This is a genomic window from Paenibacillus sp. J22R56, assembly GCF_056269375.1.
In genome coordinates, this window is the sequence record NZ_JBWDNV010000002.1 from 678,107 (window position 1) to 694,144 (window position 16,038).

General features: G+C 45.0%; 16 protein-coding genes. 13 read left to right on the forward strand and 3 right to left on the reverse strand.

All coding sequences use genetic code 11. The features are described 5' to 3' along the window. The first annotated feature begins 90 nt into the window (after window positions 1-90). Window positions 91-1,392, forward strand: coding sequence for a stalk domain-containing protein (locus AC0YNT_RS07090; RefSeq protein WP_475803922.1), 1,302 nt, complete (start codon window positions 91-93; stop codon window positions 1,390-1,392). A gap of 125 nt (window positions 1,393-1,517) precedes the next feature. Beyond that, window positions 1,518-1,691 carry a DUF2642 domain-containing protein gene (locus AC0YNT_RS07095; protein WP_475803923.1) on the forward strand — a complete coding sequence of 58 codons (174 nt, stop codon included), beginning with the start codon at window positions 1,518-1,520 and terminating at the stop codon, window positions 1,689-1,691. 47 nt (window positions 1,692-1,738) lie between these two features. On the opposite strand, the gene AC0YNT_RS07100 is transcribed toward AC0YNT_RS07095, so the two are convergent. Continuing rightward, window positions 1,739-1,960: a hypothetical protein gene (locus tag AC0YNT_RS07100; protein ID WP_475803924.1), complete on the reverse strand. Its 222-nt coding sequence runs from the start codon at window positions 1,958-1,960 to the stop codon at window positions 1,739-1,741. A 79-nt stretch (window positions 1,961-2,039) separates the two neighbouring features. Here AC0YNT_RS07100 and AC0YNT_RS07105 point away from each other — a divergent pair, with 79 nt between their 5' ends. Further along, window positions 2,040-2,918 carry a radical SAM/SPASM domain-containing protein gene (locus AC0YNT_RS07105; protein ID WP_441888049.1) on the forward strand — a complete coding sequence of 293 codons (879 nt, stop codon included), beginning with the start codon at window positions 2,040-2,042 and terminating at the stop codon, window positions 2,916-2,918. Window positions 2,919-2,968: 50 nt separating this feature from the next. On the opposite strand, the gene AC0YNT_RS07110 is transcribed toward AC0YNT_RS07105, so the two are convergent. Together AC0YNT_RS07110 and AC0YNT_RS07115 are read right to left on the reverse strand one after the other, a co-directional pair. Beyond that, window positions 2,969-3,562, reverse strand: coding sequence for a hypothetical protein (locus tag AC0YNT_RS07110; protein WP_475803925.1), 594 nt, complete (start codon window positions 3,560-3,562; stop codon window positions 2,969-2,971). A gap of 64 nt (window positions 3,563-3,626) precedes the next feature. After that, window positions 3,627-4,844 carry a chloride channel protein gene (locus tag AC0YNT_RS07115; RefSeq protein WP_475803926.1) on the reverse strand — a complete coding sequence of 406 codons (1,218 nt, stop codon included), beginning with the start codon at window positions 4,842-4,844 and terminating at the stop codon, window positions 3,627-3,629. A 155-nt stretch (window positions 4,845-4,999) separates the two neighbouring features. Here AC0YNT_RS07115 and AC0YNT_RS07120 point away from each other — a divergent pair, with 155 nt between their 5' ends. The 10 genes from AC0YNT_RS07120 to AC0YNT_RS07165 all read left to right on the forward strand — a co-directional run bounded on the left by AC0YNT_RS07120 (window position 5,000) and on the right by AC0YNT_RS07165 (window position 16,025). Next, window positions 5,000-5,557, forward strand: coding sequence for a GNAT family N-acetyltransferase (locus AC0YNT_RS07120; protein WP_475803927.1), 558 nt, complete (start codon window positions 5,000-5,002; stop codon window positions 5,555-5,557). Between the two features lie 27 nt (window positions 5,558-5,584). Next, window positions 5,585-6,646 (forward strand): M42 family metallopeptidase, encoded by a 1,062-nt coding sequence (locus AC0YNT_RS07125; RefSeq protein ID WP_475803928.1) that lies wholly within the window; start codon window positions 5,585-5,587, stop codon window positions 6,644-6,646. A 3-nt stretch (window positions 6,647-6,649) separates the two neighbouring features. Then, entirely contained in the window at window positions 6,650-7,975 is a 1,326-nt protein-coding gene (locus tag AC0YNT_RS07130) for a sensor histidine kinase (RefSeq protein ID WP_475803929.1), read from the forward strand. Further along, window positions 7,972-8,601 (forward strand): response regulator, encoded by a 630-nt coding sequence (locus tag AC0YNT_RS07135; RefSeq protein WP_475803930.1) that lies wholly within the window; start codon window positions 7,972-7,974, stop codon window positions 8,599-8,601. Before AC0YNT_RS07130 ends, AC0YNT_RS07135 begins: the two co-directional genes overlap by 4 nt. A 233-nt stretch (window positions 8,602-8,834) precedes the next feature. Next, window positions 8,835-9,773 (forward strand): DoxX-like family protein, encoded by a 939-nt coding sequence (locus AC0YNT_RS07140; protein WP_475803931.1) that lies wholly within the window; start codon window positions 8,835-8,837, stop codon window positions 9,771-9,773. Continuing rightward, window positions 9,770-10,444: a DUF4166 domain-containing protein gene (locus tag AC0YNT_RS07145; RefSeq protein ID WP_475803932.1), complete on the forward strand. Its 675-nt coding sequence runs from the start codon at window positions 9,770-9,772 to the stop codon at window positions 10,442-10,444. Before AC0YNT_RS07140 ends, AC0YNT_RS07145 begins: the two co-directional genes overlap by 4 nt. A 117-nt stretch (window positions 10,445-10,561) precedes the next feature. Continuing rightward, window positions 10,562-11,608 (forward strand): HD-GYP domain-containing protein, encoded by a 1,047-nt coding sequence (locus tag AC0YNT_RS07150; protein ID WP_475803933.1) that lies wholly within the window; start codon window positions 10,562-10,564, stop codon window positions 11,606-11,608. 13 nt (window positions 11,609-11,621) lie between these two features. Further along, on the forward strand, window positions 11,622-12,518 hold the full coding sequence (locus AC0YNT_RS07155; RefSeq protein ID WP_475803934.1) for a GGDEF domain-containing response regulator: 897 nt from the start codon (window positions 11,622-11,624) through the stop codon (window positions 12,516-12,518). Window positions 12,519-12,541: 23 nt separating this feature from the next. After that, the gene (locus AC0YNT_RS07160; protein WP_475803935.1) at window positions 12,542-14,332 is read left to right on the forward strand and encodes a GAF domain-containing sensor histidine kinase; all 1,791 of its coding nucleotides are present in this window, start codon (window positions 12,542-12,544) and stop codon (window positions 14,330-14,332) included. Window positions 14,333-14,357: 25 nt separating this feature from the next. After that, on the forward strand, window positions 14,358-16,025 hold the full coding sequence (locus AC0YNT_RS07165) for a thiamine pyrophosphate-binding protein (RefSeq protein ID WP_475803936.1): 1,668 nt from the start codon (window positions 14,358-14,360) through the stop codon (window positions 16,023-16,025). Window positions 16,026-16,038: the final 13 nt, after the last annotated feature.

Consider the following 16,038-nt stretch of genomic DNA (forward strand, 5'->3'; position numbering starts at 1 on the left):
GTGATCTCTAGTAGAAGTTGATATACTAGACAAATGCTAAACTTCCACTTGTTGGTAGATAAAGGATAGAGCATGGGAGGCTTGTAAGTAATGAATCAATGGGGAATCAAATCAGCAGCTGCGCTGCTGGCGCTAGCTTTGCTGACGAGTAATTTGACGACAGACCAGGCCAATGCCGCAGCTGCTGCAACAACGGCTTCAACCGTTCCAGCAAAAACGACGATTCTATTAGATGATATTGAACTGCCTTTTGACACACCACCTATTATTGTAAAAGGTGTTACCTTTGTACCGTTCCGTACGATTGGTGAGGCACTTGGCCTTCAAAAGGTCGTATGGAGTGATGCTACTCAGACGGTAACTGCAGAAGGTACAAAGCAAGGGAAAGCTATTAAGCTCTCGATGAAAATCGGCAGCAGCACAGCGGTTGTTAACGGCACTAATGTTAAGCTGCCAGCAGCACCTATGATGAAGAACAATCGTGTTCTCATTCCTTTAAGCTTTTTCAGTACGCAATTTGGCGCACAGGTAGGCTGGAGCCAAGCCACCAATACTGTAACGATTAAATCGCCGCAAAAGGCGATCCATCTTCGTACTTTCTATGCTTTATCATCATTTGCAGAACGGGATCTGGTGGATTCCGCTAACTCCGTTGCATTTGGCTGGAGCCGTATTGACCGGGATGGTAATTTCACGCTTGAGGGTTCTGAATATCGCGTGCCGCAGGCAAGCGGGGATGTTACGCCTCAGTCGCTGGTCAGTGATGCATCATCCAAATCGATTAAGCCTTACTTAATGGTGTATTCGCTTGATGGGCAAAATGAATTAACGAATATGATGAGTAACGAGACGCTGCGTACAAATTCCATCAATGGGATTACGAAAGCAATCGCCGATTATGGTTTTGGCGGAGTCGTATTGGACTTCGAAGGGTTAGGTTTTCAACTCGACAAGGTTGAGCAGCAGAAGCTTCTGAATGCCTATGCGAAGCAGTTGAAGGATGCTTTACCTCAAGGTACAGCTTTATCGCTTGTCGTTCATGCACCTAACAGCGCGTACCAAGGGTATGATTACAAGACGCTTGCTTCCATTGCTGATGATCTTATTCTAATGGCGTACAAATATAATCCATCTGGTACAGGTCCTCAGGTGCCAGAGCCTAATAACAAGGTTAATGATGCGATTCAGCAAGCTTTGAAGGCCGGTGTGCCTAAATCCAAGCTGCTGCTTGGTATCGATCTGAGAGCCGAAACACCTCAGTCTATTGATGATAAGCTTGGTCTGGTGAAACGTTATCAGTTAAAAGGTGCAGCACTTTGGCGCTTAGGCTTGTTCCGCCAATACTCTCCGGATCTAATTACAGCAATCAATAAGTCAGTTATTAAACAATAGTTTTATTGTAATCAGCGGTAGAATTGGACGAAGTTCCGACTCTACCGCTGTTTTTTTGGATAAGCCCGAACCCTATTCTGTCCTCCTCATATTAATAGAGTAGAAGAGTTGATAGGGGGGATTCCATGTTAGAAGCAGTCAAAAAGGCTCATGGTCTAGTTGTTGTGCTTAAAACCGTTTCTGGTGAAGAGATCGTTGGCAAAGTTGTTAAAGTAAAAAATGGCGTCGTTGTGCTTAAATTATTTAAAGCAACGATCTATGTTGCTATTAACAAAATTATTGCCGTAGTAATTCGTTAATAGAGCAGACAAAAAAACCGCGTATTACTCGCGGTTTTTTTGTCTGCTTAACAACCCGGATAAGGCAAGATGTCATTAATATCATTAAAGCTGTAGTGGAATGTAGCGAACTGCGTAGCATACATATATTGCATGATATAGACCTCTCCGCCTTGCACCGAACAGATGACACCGGATACGCCTTGCCCGTTGCGAAGAGAGATCCCGACAGGGCGGCCGATCATCATCATTGCTTTTTGCTGGATGGGCATTTGACCTGGCATTAACATTCCAATCAACCTCCTGATTGACTTTGATGGTATAATGTTGGATAGACTGTCAGCATCGTGAAGAATGGAGCTTTGAAGGATGAAGAAATTTAAGAAGTTTTATATCGAAATTACGAGTATCTGTAATTTATCTTGTTCTTTCTGCCCGCCGACGGAGCGCGCGAAAGGTTTCATTAGCGTAGAGGATTTTACAAAACGATTAGAGCAAATTAAGCCGCATACGGACTATATATATTTTCATCTGAAGGGCGAACCGCTGCTTCATCCGAAGATTGACCAGCTCCTCGATATTAGCCATGAACATGGCTTTAAGGTGAATATTACGACGAACGGAACATTGCTTCAGAAAAATAAACATAAGCTTTTGTCGAAGCCAGCCCTACGTCAGATGAATTTCTCCCTTCATAGCTTTGACGGACACGAAGGGTCGACAGATAAAGAAGGATATATTGGCGGAGTGTTATCCTTCGTCCGCGAAGCGATGGATCAGACAAACATGATCGCTTCATTCCGTCTCTGGAATTTATCCCAAGATAATATGACGAATGCAGAGAAGCAGCGGAATCGTGAGATATTAGAAATGATTGAGAAGGAATTTGAGCTCGATTATTTCATCGAAGAGAAGGTTGTTCCAGGCAGCGGGGTCAAAATCGCCGATCGTGTCTACTTGAATCAGGACTATGAGTTCGAATGGCCGGATCTTAGAGCGAAAGAGGATGACGGCAAAGGCTTCTGTTACGGGCTTCGTAATCAGGCTGGAATTCTAATCGACGGGACAGTAGTACCATGTTGCCTGGACGGAGAAGGCGTCATTAATTTGGGCAATATAAATGATCAGCATTTCTCAGATATTGTTGAAGGTGAGCGCGCGAACAATCTGGTAGACGGCTTCTCAAGACGAGAAGCCGTTGAAGAGCTTTGCCGCAAGTGTGGGTACCGCCAGAGATTCGGCAAATAAGAGAACATACGGACAGCCGTGAACGTTATACGTTTACGGCTGTTTTTCTTTTAACACAATGCAAATAGAATTGTAAAATCAAGTACGATACATGGCGTTAAAGATGGGAAACAGTAAGCAATTACAAAACCAAATAGATTCGTTACCGGGAAGAATAGGTAGACATCGTTAAACGTAAAAGCTAACGTCCATCGGTTGTAGCAAAAGCCAGGCAAAGCTCGATCATTGGGATTCCTTGGCCCCATAGAACCAAATTGTGCAAGCTGAAGCCCTTGTGAAAGCGATTGCGGGCGCTGTTGAATGAATGATTGCAGCATGGAAGGATTGCTTTTCAGCATATTGTACAGATTAACCATATCTTGTGGTGGTCTTGCCCCTGGACGTGGATGCTGGACTAATATATTTTGCAGATTGGTTCCTTGTAATTGGGGTGGAACGCCGCCTCCGGATGGTGGCATTGTACCGGGCTGCATAGGAGGGAATGGGGGAAGACCTCCTCCTCCGCCGCCAGGAATACCAGGAGTGAATGGCGGTAAACCGCCAGGTCCAAGAAGGCCGCCTGGACCGCCTGGAACCCCTGGCAATGGAAGGCCTGGCTGGAAGCCGCGGACCGAAGCTTTTTTGGGTGAAGTCTTACGTTTCATGAACCGAATGCACCCTCTCGTCATCATACTTCTTCATCCTATGAAGGTATTTGCCTAAGAGTGATTAGTCCATTAATTCTTTGAAGTAACGTCTTGCACGTTGAGCGGAGTAGATGGCAGGAACACCGGAACAGAGGTAACCAATGGCGCATCCGATTAGCATATACAGCCAGCCATAGCCATGCAGGCCAAACAGCTCGATACCAAGAATGAAGCTTGCAAGTGGTGTGTTAGTAGCCCCGCTGAAGACGGAGATCAGACCGATTCCAGCTAACAATGGGACAGACACAGAGAGCAGCTTCGCTAAGGCGCTGCCAAGCGTGGAGCCAATGATGAATAGTGGAGTGACTTCTCCGCCTTGAAAGCCCGTTCCAAGGGTAAGCGAGGTAAAGATAGTCTTCCAAAGGAAAGCAAACGGTGAAGAAGCCTCCTCGAAGGAGTGTTCTAACAGCGGTAAGCCAAGTCCCAAGTAGTCACGGGATCCGATGATATAGACAAGCGCAATAACAATTAGGCCGCCAACAAAGCTTTTTATCATCGGATTAGGCAGTTTCTTGGCGAACCAGGCTTTCAGACGATGCGTTAGGGTCACAAATAAGAGGGCAGCTAGTCCAAAGAGGACAGATGCGATTACCATTTTGAGCAGCAACATAGCGCTTAGAGCCGGGACATGGCCAATCGAGTAATGATGGTGATGAACACCCCAAGCTAAAGTCGTAAAGTGGCCAACATAACTTGCCAGAAAAATTGGCAGGATCGATTCGAGGGAAATAGCGCCAAGAGCAGCTACTTCTAGGGCAAATATTGCTCCGGCAGCAGGTGTTCCGAAGACTGAGCCAAAGCCGCTGCTTATTCCGCATAGCAGGATGATCTTGCGTTCGGCTGTGCTAAGATGGAATCTTTTGCTTACCAGCTCCGCCAAGCTGCCGCCCATTTGAACGGCGGTTCCTTCCCGCCCTGCCGAGCCGCTGAACAAATGCGTAAAGATAGTCCCAAAGAGGACGAGTGGCGCCATCCGAAATGGGACTGCCGTTTCACCGCCATAAATGCGATCGAGCAGCAAATTGTTTCCTTTTGCTGCGTCTTTGCCATATTGAAGATAAAGCCAGCTTACAAGCGCTCCGCCCAAAGGTAAGAGCCATAGGAGCCAAGTATGAGACAGTGAAGTTGATGTAGCCCATTCGAGAGTGATAAGGAATAAGGCGGATGCCGAGCCCGTACATATTCCAACGATAATGGCGAGTGCTAGTCGTTTGACGTTTATTTTCAGAAAGCTTGCCATGAATGATGAATCTCCTTACTAAAGGAAATATAGCCGAGAACAAGTATTTACTTACTATCGTACATTTTGAAAATAACGTCAATAAGCAGAAGAAATGTTACACTAGAGGAAGAGAACTGGACTGGATGATAAGGATAAAGGAGTCTTCATGAACCATGTTGTTTACAACCTTAGACCAACTGGATAATCAGCTGTGGCCGCTTGCCAAGGAGTTGTATCACCGTTCCTTCCCGAAGGATGGGCGCAAGCCGGATCCGATTATAACCGGGATGTTTACGAGAATGGCTTGTTATCTTCATACTCTGACAGATGGTGGTACTGTGGAGGCGATGGCGTTATCCGGGTTAACTGGCGGCGGGAGAATCCTGCTCATTGATTATATCGCTGTCTCTGAAAGCAGACGAGGAGAAGGAATTGGTTCTCAGCTCATTGAAGCGATTACGGATTGGGCTCATAATGAAAAACAGCTCGATGGGCTTCTTATTGAAGTTGAGTCCGAGCGAACACCAGTGAATGAGCAGCGTATCCGGTTCTGGGAACGGAATGGGTTCACCATTACTGATTATGAGCATCCTTACATTTGGGTGCCTGAGCCATATCGCGCGATGTACAAACAGCTGAATCAAGAGAGTGGCTGGCTTGGAGACGGAAGCGGTAAAAAGCTATTCCGGTACATAACCGCTTTTCATGAAAAAGCGTATTCTAAAAAATGAGTCATTCAAATAAAGGAGGACATTCAGATGGATACCAAATTAAATACAACGTTAAATCGGAAATATATTATAGGGCTGCTGGATGAATTGCTTCGAATCCCAAGCCCAAGCGGCTACTGTATGGCTATTATGAAGCGCCTCGAAGAAGAAGCACAGAAGTTTGGTTATACGATGGAACGAACACCAAAGGGCAATGGCATCATTACCATTCCCGGAAGCGGTCCATCAACGGAAGCCATTGCATACACCGCCCATGTTGATACCCTTGGTGCTATGGTTCGTTCGATTAAGCCCAATGGAATGCTGCGTATTACACCAATCGGCGGATATAACATGCATACCGTCGAAGGCGAGTATTGTCTTGTACATACAAGAGATGGACGTCAATATGAGGGGACGGTCCTGTCGACGAAAACCTCTGTCCATGTCTACCCGGATGCTAGAGAGTGGAAACGGGAAGAAGCCAATATGGAGATCCGGATTGATGAATTAACATCCAGCAAAGAAGAGACGGAGCGGCTGGGCATTGCCCCAGGGGATATTGTATCATGGGATCCACGGGTTCGGATTTTGCTGAACGGCTGGGTGAAATCTCGTCATCTCGATGACAAAGCTAGTGTCGCGGCTTTATTTGGTCTTCTGGAATGGCTGAAGCGTACTGGCAAACAACCGGAGCGAACAGTCAAGCTGATCATTTCAACATATGAGGAAGTTGGTCACGGTAATTCGTATGTGCCTGAGGATGTTACGGAGCTTATTGCGGTTGATATGGGCACCATAGGTGACGATTTGTCCACGACTGAAAGGGATGTCTCGATCTGTGCGAAGGATTCATCTGGCCCCTATGATTATGAAATGACATCAAAACTGATTGAACTTGCTAAGCAGCATCAGCTTCGTTATGCAGTAGATATTTATCCGCAATATGGCTCTGATGCTTCTGCTGCGCTGCGGGGAGGAAGTAATATTCGCGCGGCACTCATTGGTCCAGGTGTGCATGCGTCCCATGCGATGGAACGGACACATACGGAGGCCATCATAAATACGGCAGCCTTGCTACTCGCATATTTGGGACTCTCTGTATCCTAAATTATGATTTATTACTTTTTTGCGCTGCTGACGGCCGCGGTCATTCTGCTTGCGAATAATCCCCGGAGCGAGATGAACCGATGGGCGGCCTTTTTCTTAAGTTCAGCTGCGATTGGCGGATTGACAGATGTATTGATTGACCAAGGTTATAAAGAGCTGGCGAATATCGAGCAGCTGCTAAATCATACGTTAACGCCTTACGGCATTCTGATCTTTAGCTTCGTTTACTCGGAGCTCGTGAAGAACAGCAGGACCAGACTATATCTTAAGCTGGCCCTACTGCTTTTGCCTATATGGATGATGCTGACCACTCCTTTACAGCCAGAGATCATGGTGAATTTCAGGTTCCTGCTGGGCTGGGCTGCACCTTATTACATTACCTCATGTTTGCTGCTGGTCATTTCTCTATGGAAAGAGACGAACCGCCGCAAACGTCGAAACCGGTTTATTGCCACCATTATTATTGTGCCAACTATTCTTGCGGCGCTCTTGTTCATTAATGTAGCTGCTGTTCTTACGCCGGATATTGATGCTTTCCGATACGTCTCTTTGTTTATTATTTATTCACTTTCTGTCGCACTCATTTGCACATTCATTTATGGTGTACTTGGCGTAAAGCTGCGTTTTGAGAAGGATCCACTCGAAGGTACGATGAAGGCAGTCAGTTCAGGAGCAGTTCAGCTTAACCATTCCATTAAGAATGAAATAGGCAAAATCGCCATTAGCTCAGATAACTTAAAGAGAGAGCTGAGTGCTCAACTGCCTGGCACGGGAACGTTATCGCATCTTGAAATCATTGAAGCTGCATCCGAGCATATGCTGGGCATGGTGAACCGGATTCACAGCCAAATGAAAGATATTATCCTTGTAGAAAAGCCTGTTAGACTCGATCAACTGGTCGACAATTGTCTTCGTCTGAATCAAGGGCTGCTCGATCGGAAAGGCATCCAGATTCAAACCATTTATAACGGTGAGCCTGTTGTAAAATGTGATTCCGTACATTTATCGGAAGCAATCAGCAATGTGTTGACCAATGCGGTGGAAGCGATGTATGAAGGCGGGAAGCTGACCATTGAATTAGTACAGGTGAAGAAAATAGTCCAGCTCTCGATACAGGATAATGGCAAAGGGATACCTGCACAGCAATTGGAGCGAGTATTTGAGCCGTTCTTCAGTACGAAGAACCGTGCAGATAACTTTGGGCTTGGACTATCTTACGTATATAACGTCATGAGGAAGAGCGGCGGTTCTGTAGAAGTGATTAGCAAAGTGAATGAAGGAACTACCGTTGTCTTTCATTTTGCAGGTAACAGGAGGATCAAGGGATGACAGTAATCAAAATTTTTCTTGTCGAGGATGATCCAGACTGGATTAAAGCGATGACGGCTTATCTGAACAGCGAACCAGACCTTGAAGTTGTAGGTGCTGCGACTTCCTCTCATGAAGCAATTGAGAAAGCGAGGCAGCTCGAGTTTGATGTGGTCCTGCTGGACATCCAATTGACGGATTATAACGAGGAAGGCATCTATACCGCCATTGAATTGAATGACATTCATCCTGCGAGAATCATTATGTTAACCTCAATGAAAGATGAATCCATCATTATGCAGGCCTTTACAGCGGGAGCCGTTAACTATGTGGAGAAGTCCAACTATAAGGATTTGCCCCATGCCATCCGAAGTGCTCACCAGCATCCTCGTGCAATGGACGCCTTGTTAAAGGATTACGCCAGGCTGAAGCGGGAAGAGCAGCTCAAGGCGCTTACCTCAGCCGAACGCGAAGTGTTCGAGTTAATTGAACAGGGTTATACGCAGCCTCAGATGGAGAAGAAGCTGTACAAGACGGAAAGCACACTCAAAAACCAGGTGAACAAAATGCTGAAGAAGCTTGGCGTAACCAGCAGGAAGCAAGCGGTGGAAAAGGTCCGACGCAGAGGATTGCTTCCGCCAAAGTGATATGAGCTTAGAAATGAATGATATTAATAAACCAGAGAAAAGCGATGCAGGAATTTTTCTTGCATCGCTTTTCTCTGGTTTTAAATGTATCTTTATTTCTTTTTTTCAGTTACTTAAAAAATTATGCTTCCGAAGTAGCTTTCTTTCAGAAAGCTTGTAGAGTTCTAAAAAACTTAGAACTGCCCCGTCTCGCCTCCTCGCACTAGAATGAAAGGGAAAGGAGCGAACAAACAATGAAAAGAAAACCGATTTATGTGGAACTAAAAATGAAGACGGATATGGACCAAATCTGGGCTTGTACACAAAAGGCTGAACTTCATCAGCAATGGGATTTAAGATTTTCAAGTATTACTTATCTGCCCCGCAAGTCAGAGGAAAGTCCACAATCCTTTCGATATCAAACACGTATTGGCTTTGGACTTCATATTAGCGGAAACGGACTGACTAGGTCATCAATTAATGAAGCAACAGGCGTTCGAGTCTCGACGCTTGCGTTTGGTTCTGATCAGCCAATCTCCTTAATCCGGCATGGAGCGGGTTATTGGCAGTATCGTCCGAATCCGCAGGATGACTCTATATCGTTTATTACCAAATACAACTATGAGACAAGGTTTGGCGTGCTTGGTCAATGGTTTGATCGAATCTTGTTCCGTCCGATGTTCGGATGGGCGACCGCATGGAGCTTTGATGCGCTGCGGCTCTGGCTGGAAAATAAAATTCCACCAGCTGTTAGCATACAGCGAGCAATCATTCATTACTTGAGTGTAATCTTGCTTTGCTTCCTCTGGTTATACGAAGGTATCGTGCCGAAATGGATGTACCCAGGTGCGGGTGAGCTCGGCGTGATGCAGAGTATTGGAGTGTTCGCAGGCTATGAGCCGGTACTATTGAAATGGCTCGGAGCATCTGAGATTATATTGGCCCTCTCCCTTGTAGGTTTTCATCGTAAGCGTTCCATCTTTAACTTACAGATCGGTTTGTTGCTTGGACTAGCCACAGGTGCATTTGCTGGTTCTCCATCCTTGCTTGCACAGCCTTTTAACCCGGTAGTCTTAAGTGTTGGAATGATTGGTCTTTGCATCATTGCTCATTTAACTATACGTGATTTGCCAAGAGCGGGACATTGTATTCGGACTATGCCAACAAAACCTAAGGGGGAACAAGAACAATGACCAGATCGATCTACGAACAAGCTTTGGGCTCACAATTTGATAAGCTTCATCCCCGGATCCAGGAGCGTTTTGGATTTAGCAGTAAAGATCAGGCAGCTTCTATCGGGCAAGGTGTCATGGAGAGAATCTGGTTTGCGAAATGGGCGGTTTTGCCGCTTGCCTTAGGTGCATCACGTCATATCATGTTTCCGCAAGGCGGGAGCCATATTCCATTCACCATTGAGAACTATGCCTACCAAGATAAGTTCGGCCGAGAGACGGTAACCTGGATCCGCAAGTTTCAATTCAAACGGACAATCCGTCATTTCGATGCAACGATGATCTACAGCGAGGAGAGACGGCAGATTGTAGATTATCTAGGTAATAAGCAGCATCTGGCTGTGGACCTGGACATCACAGCAGCCAGCAATGGAGGAATCCGAATCCGGTCGGGTGATCAGCGATTTTATGAAGGAATCCTTCAATTTACTTTTCCACCGCAATTAACGGGAATCGCTGAGGTTGTGGAGTGGTATGATGATGAGCTGGGGAAATTCCGCATCAGCGTCCATGTTTCAAATCCTATGTTTGGGAGTGTTTTCCATTATGAAGGAAGCTTTGAAGCACAATTGATTTCACTAAGCCATATTCCACTTGACGCCATGCCTCTTAGACAAGAAAAAAGAGAATAATTATTTAATTTGCAAAAAACGACATTTTTTATAGTTCAAATAGAGGAGAAAATGACTAGATGTCGAATAAAACAAGGATTAAAGCTTCATGTATTCATGAGAAATAGAGGTTGAAGCATGCATAATTCGGTGTTTTTCAAGAGTGTCATTAACTCAAACTCGCTATTTGATTCAATGGGGCTTCTTGGCCAATATTTAAAAGATACGATCGGCTGCGAGCAAATTTGTTTATTTCTAATGGAAGATTCACAGCGCCAGGAGCCTGCAGCGTATTCGTATAATATGCTGCAGTTTGATATAAATCAGCTTCAGCAGATAGCTGTTCAGGCTGATTTTTTTGAGCGTGTACCGGATGGAAGGCCTCTTAGCGAAGACGACAAGTTAGACGAAGCCTGTTTGAAGGAAACGTCATTCCACACGATATATCCCTTCCATATTAATCGCAATTCAACGAATGGTACTCTCCTGCTTTGTTTTCAGTCACAACGATCGTTAACATCTGAAGAGCTTCAAATTTGCCGAATTATCAAATTACATATGGATCAGCTCGTCGACAAGATTTATTTCCGTAAGCAATTTTTGAGACAGCAATCCTACGAAAGCTTGTTTAATACCCTGCGGATGAAAGACAGCTTTACAGTGGACCATTGCTATAACGTCGCCTTTTATTCTTCTTTGTTAGGGGAAAAGGTTGGTCTAAGCTCTAATGATCTCGAGCTGCTGAAGCTGGCTGCTTTATTGCATGATATCGGAAAGCTGGCTATTCCCGATCATATTCTTATGAAGCCGGGACGTTTGACCGATGAGGAGTTTGATGTGATTCGTCAGCATCCTGCTATTGGTTATGAATTATTAAAGGATCTGCCTGAAGTACATGACATTCTTCCAATTGTCAGATGGCATCATGAACGAATAGACGGGAAAGGTTATCCCGATGGCCTAAAGGGGGATGAAATTCCGTTTCTTGTCCGGATTGTCAGCTTAGCGGATGCTTTCGACGCTATGACCTCTACCCGTGTATACCGCAGTTCCCTGCATGTGAAAGAAGTAAGGAAACAGTTGGTGACGAATGCCAATACTCAATTTGACGAACAACTCGTCCACCAGTTTCTTGACATCATCGATGAGCAGATGACGATGAGGACCTTAATCAATGGTGAATAAATCGGAGGGAAACATGTCATTGCGTGAAAAAATTCTCATCGTTGACGATGAACCGCATAATGTACAAATTCTTCGTATATTTTTGAACTCTCTAAACTACAGCATACATACGGCAGAAAACGGCACAGACGCACTTGCGATATATGATGAGGTTCGTCCCGATCTCGTGTTACTAGACGTGATGATGCCAGATATGTCGGGCTTTGATGTTTACAAGCAATGGATGAGACGGGAGGGCTTTGATACCCCAATCATCTTCTTGTCTGCCAATGTACAGAAGAAGGATATTCTTCAAGGCCTGCAGCTTGGAGCTTTCGATTATTTAACGAAGCCATATGATCTTGACCTTCTTGAGATGAAGGTGAACTTTGCTATAGAGCAGAAACAAAAGCTTGATCGGCTGATGACTGCAAAAGCAAAGTTGTCCGAGAGAGCGAATACGGATGCTTTAACAGGACTATATAATCGGATGTATCTAAATGAAGTGCTTCTTGAGTCTTCCTCTCGGTTAAACGATTTCCAGGCTATGCTCATGATCGATATGGATAATTTCAAGTCGATTAATGATACTTTTGGACATCTCGTAGGCGATCAGGTGCTTAGAGCAATCGCATCCATTATTCAGAAGGCGATAACACCAGAAAGTGATCTTGCATTCCGGTTTGGCGGAGATGAGTTTCTGGTCCTGCTGCAACAAGAAGAAGGTGCAGAAGAAATGGCACATGAGATTATTCGCACGGTGAATGAGCTGGCTATCGGCTCTCTGGTTGAACAGGGAGCGAATGCATCGGTCAGCATCGGAATAACGAAGAAAGTGAATAAGCATTCTTTTGAACATATGATAGGTTTTGCCGATCAAGCTTTGCTGCAATCCAAACAAGGTGGTAAAAATCAAATCACGATCTATTAAACGGACAGATAGGTGGATAATTTATGATGGAATTAAAGAGCTTCAAAAAATTGTTTCTGATGACGAAAGTAATCAATTCACAATTTGAGCTTTCTGACATTCTTCAAGTGTTCGTAGATGCGATTGCCAGCGAAATTACCCAAGCAGACTTGGTCGGATTTTTCCTGAAACAGCCCGACGGAACCTTTACTGGTTACAAAGGAAATAAGATGTCCATTGATATTACAGAGCTCTTGATCGACCCGCAGAAGGATGCTTTTGTCCGAGATATTCTGGAAAGAAGAGCTAGTGAATACATCGGAGATACAAGTATTGATGAGCGGATTGATGATGATAAGAAGCTGCTTATGAAGATTCAATCCATTCTTGGTATACCGGTTATTGTGAATGATTCAATCTTTGGCGTTGTATTTGTTCATGATTTCGGTAAGCCGATGAATTTGACGCGTGAGCAGATTGAAGTAACGGAAGCGTTCGTTAATATGGTCAGTGTAGCTATTCATAATATTCAGATGTTCGAAAATACGAAAAATCTCGTTGATAAGCAGCAGCTGCTGCTGGATGCGACAAAAGCATTGTCCAAATCATTGTCTGTCCGTGAAGTATTAAAGACCTGCTTCCATTATATGAAACGGGCAACAGGCTCCGACGAGGTTGGTATTCACCTCTACAACGAGAAGGATCGTACAATTGAGCCTTATCATATTTCCTCTGTCAGCGTAACGGAAGAGGAATGGAAGAATCGACATCGCGAAGAAATCAAACTTAGTATCGATAAAGACAAGCTGTTCTACGAGGTTGTAACGGAGAAAAAAGCGGTAGCTATCTCTGATGTCTATGCGGATCCGCGTCCGGACCACCGGGCTTGTGAGATGTTTAACATCATGAGTCTGCTTATCATCCCATTGGTAGCGAAGGATCGCGTATTTGGTGATGTTGTCATCCCGACTATGAGCGTATGCCGTGAGTATGAGCAGGGCGAGATTGAATTTTGCCAATCCATAGCCGATGTGACTGCGACAGCACTTGCGAATGCCATCCATACAGAGAATCTCGATTATTCTGTTAATGTTCGGTCTATGGAGCTGCAGCAGGCGAATTTTAAGCTGGAGGGTCTTGTGAAAGAGCTGGAATATTTGAATGAGCTGAAGAGCGATTTTATTGCAACGCTATCCCATGAGCTTCGAACACCTATTACGGCGGTAAAAGGCACGGTTGATATTTTGCGTAAAGAAGTACTAGGCAAACTGAATGACTCCCAGCTGGATTTGCTTGAAACGGCAGGGAAATCAATCGAACGCCTGCTTAATCAGGTAAATGAGCTGCTTGATTTCGCGAAGATGGAGAATGGCAAATTCGAACTCAGCTATTCGGAATTTGATTTCGAAGAATTGATTCGTGAAGCTACCCATATTGTGGACTCTCTCATTAATAAGAAGAAGCTGGAGCTTGCTGTAGAGATTCATGCTGGCGGGGATAAGACCATGCGTGCTGACCGTGAGAGGATCCTGCAAATTTTGCTGAATCTACTCTCAAACTCCATAAAATTTACGCCGCAGTGGGGTAAGATCACGATAAAAGCGTATATGGAAGACAACGGCATGACGATCGAGGTTGGCGATAGCGGTATTGGTATACCAATTGAGAAGCAGAAAAATATTTTCACAAAATTCTATCAAGTCAATAATCAAATTAATGGAACAGGGCTTGGCTTAGCTATTTCCAAACAGCTGATTGAAATGCATGGAGGTAAAATATCGTTTGAATCCTCCGAAGGGGAAGGCTCTGTATTCAAAATTACGGTTAATAAATAAGTGATGAGAGAAAAAGGAGAGTAAGATGAGAGCAATCGAAGCTGGATTAAGATTTTTGGTAAATCAAGGGGTCAAATATATTTTCGGAGTCCCGGCGGGCTCTATTAATGCACTGTATGATTGCTTGCATGAACTTCCAGAATTAACATCCATTGTAGCTAAGCATGAGTCAAGTTCAGGTTATATGGCAGCAGCCTATACAAGAATTACAGGTATTCCTTCCGTTTGCGTTGGTTCCAGTGGTCCTGGAGCAACAAATCTGGTAACACCTGCTGCTAATGCATGGCGCGAGAAGCTTCCGGTTATTTTCCTTACAGGTGCTATCCCTACGACAAAATTCGGTAAGGGCGGCGGTCAGGAATTACATGCTGATCCAATCTTCGCTTCCATAACTAAACTAAGCAAGACCGTAACTAATCCAGAAGACTTGCCTCGTGTAATAGCTGAAGCGTATAATACGGCAATTAGTGGAATACCTGGTCCGGTACATATTACGATTCCGATTAATATGCAAATGACAGACATCGGTACTCCTGAAGTGTTATCGGTATCGGCGGTTCAACCCGTTTCACCGGCTCAGGAAGACGTTGAAGCAGCAGCTGATGCAATTGCCCAAGCAGGCCGCCGTGGGGTGTTATTGCTTGGTCATGGCGCCAAGGAGTTTAAAGATACGATGCTGCGATTTGCAGAGCTTACTGGATGGCATGTGGCAACAACGCCACGGGGCAAAGGCGCTTTCCCGGAAAATCATCCGCTTGCACTTGGTGTATATGGTCTGGCGAGTAATGATACTGCCGTTGAATATTTGCGTGGCGATCAGCATGACTTATTAATGATTGTTGGCTCAGCCCTAGGGGAATCAGCGACAAGCAGTTGGGATGAGCGTCTGGTTGACGGCAAACAGCTGATCCACATTGATCACGACAAGCGTGAGCTTGGCAAAAACTTCGAGACGGACTATCCCGTTCATGGCGATATTGAGCTCGTTGTCTGGCAATTGCTTGACAGATTGACTATGGGCATGGGCGAAGAAGGTCTCCAAGAGATTTCTTTGGCATACAAGGAAGCTGCAGCAGCTTCTGTAGAGACTGAGCCGGCTTCAGAGGATTGGAATACTCGGACGGCAATCCGGCAGCTTAATCTTATCGCTCCGGATAATGCCCGTTATTATGTAGATATCGGCGAATTCATGACATACTCGATTCAGAATCTCGTTATCCGTGAAAATCAAGCCTTTGATATCAACATCAACTTTGGCGGGATGGGATCTGGTATCGGCGGTGCTTTAGGTGCGCAGCTTGCAGAGCCTGAACGTCCAACGATTTGTATTACAGGTGACGGCTGCTTCTTTATGCATGGACTCGAAGTATTAACAGCGAAAGAATATCATTTGCCGATTGTGTTTGTTGTTATTAATAATGCACGGCTTGGTATGGTATATCATGGGCATATGATGCAGTACAAACGCTGCTTGGACGATTTCTCACAGCAGAGGACAAGCATTGCAGATGTCGCTAAAGCGCTTGGCATTCGGTACACACAGGCCAATTCGCTGGAGGAGCTTCAGCCTGAACTGGCGAAGTCGTGGTTTGATCAATCGCAAGGGCCAATCGTTATTGAGGTTAATGTCGAGGGGAACGAAATTCCTCCGATGGGCGAGCGGGTTAAGTTTTTACAAGGTGCTACGTATTAAATAGGATGAAGCT

What these genes read in the sequence shown, in the direction of transcription:
- AC0YNT_RS07090 (WP_475803922.1), top strand. Translation starts at nt 91, where the DNA reads ATGAATCAATGGGGAATCAAATCAGCAGCTGCGCTGCTGGCGCTAGCT.
- AC0YNT_RS07095 (WP_475803923.1), top strand. Translation starts at nt 1,518, where the DNA reads ATGTTAGAAGCAGTCAAAAAGGCTCATGGTCTAGTTGTTGTGCTTAAA.
- AC0YNT_RS07100 (WP_475803924.1), bottom strand. Translation starts at nt 1,960, where the DNA reads ATGTTAATGCCAGGTCAAATGCCCATCCAGCAAAAAGCAATGATGATG.
- AC0YNT_RS07105 (WP_441888049.1), top strand. Translation starts at nt 2,040, where the DNA reads ATGAAGAAATTTAAGAAGTTTTATATCGAAATTACGAGTATCTGTAAT.
- AC0YNT_RS07110 (WP_475803925.1), bottom strand. Translation starts at nt 3,562, where the DNA reads ATGAAACGTAAGACTTCACCCAAAAAAGCTTCGGTCCGCGGCTTCCAG.
- AC0YNT_RS07115 (WP_475803926.1), bottom strand. Translation starts at nt 4,844, where the DNA reads ATGGCAAGCTTTCTGAAAATAAACGTCAAACGACTAGCACTCGCCATT.
- AC0YNT_RS07120 (WP_475803927.1), top strand. Translation starts at nt 5,000, where the DNA reads ATGTTGTTTACAACCTTAGACCAACTGGATAATCAGCTGTGGCCGCTT.
- AC0YNT_RS07125 (WP_475803928.1), top strand. Translation starts at nt 5,585, where the DNA reads ATGGATACCAAATTAAATACAACGTTAAATCGGAAATATATTATAGGG.
- AC0YNT_RS07130 (WP_475803929.1), top strand. Translation starts at nt 6,650, where the DNA reads ATGATTTATTACTTTTTTGCGCTGCTGACGGCCGCGGTCATTCTGCTT.
- AC0YNT_RS07135 (WP_475803930.1), top strand. Translation starts at nt 7,972, where the DNA reads ATGACAGTAATCAAAATTTTTCTTGTCGAGGATGATCCAGACTGGATT.
- AC0YNT_RS07140 (WP_475803931.1), top strand. Translation starts at nt 8,835, where the DNA reads ATGAAAAGAAAACCGATTTATGTGGAACTAAAAATGAAGACGGATATG.
- AC0YNT_RS07145 (WP_475803932.1), top strand. Translation starts at nt 9,770, where the DNA reads ATGACCAGATCGATCTACGAACAAGCTTTGGGCTCACAATTTGATAAG.
- AC0YNT_RS07150 (WP_475803933.1), top strand. Translation starts at nt 10,562, where the DNA reads ATGCATAATTCGGTGTTTTTCAAGAGTGTCATTAACTCAAACTCGCTA.
- AC0YNT_RS07155 (WP_475803934.1), top strand. Translation starts at nt 11,622, where the DNA reads ATGTCATTGCGTGAAAAAATTCTCATCGTTGACGATGAACCGCATAAT.
- AC0YNT_RS07160 (WP_475803935.1), top strand. Translation starts at nt 12,542, where the DNA reads ATGATGGAATTAAAGAGCTTCAAAAAATTGTTTCTGATGACGAAAGTA.
- AC0YNT_RS07165 (WP_475803936.1), top strand. Translation starts at nt 14,358, where the DNA reads ATGAGAGCAATCGAAGCTGGATTAAGATTTTTGGTAAATCAAGGGGTC.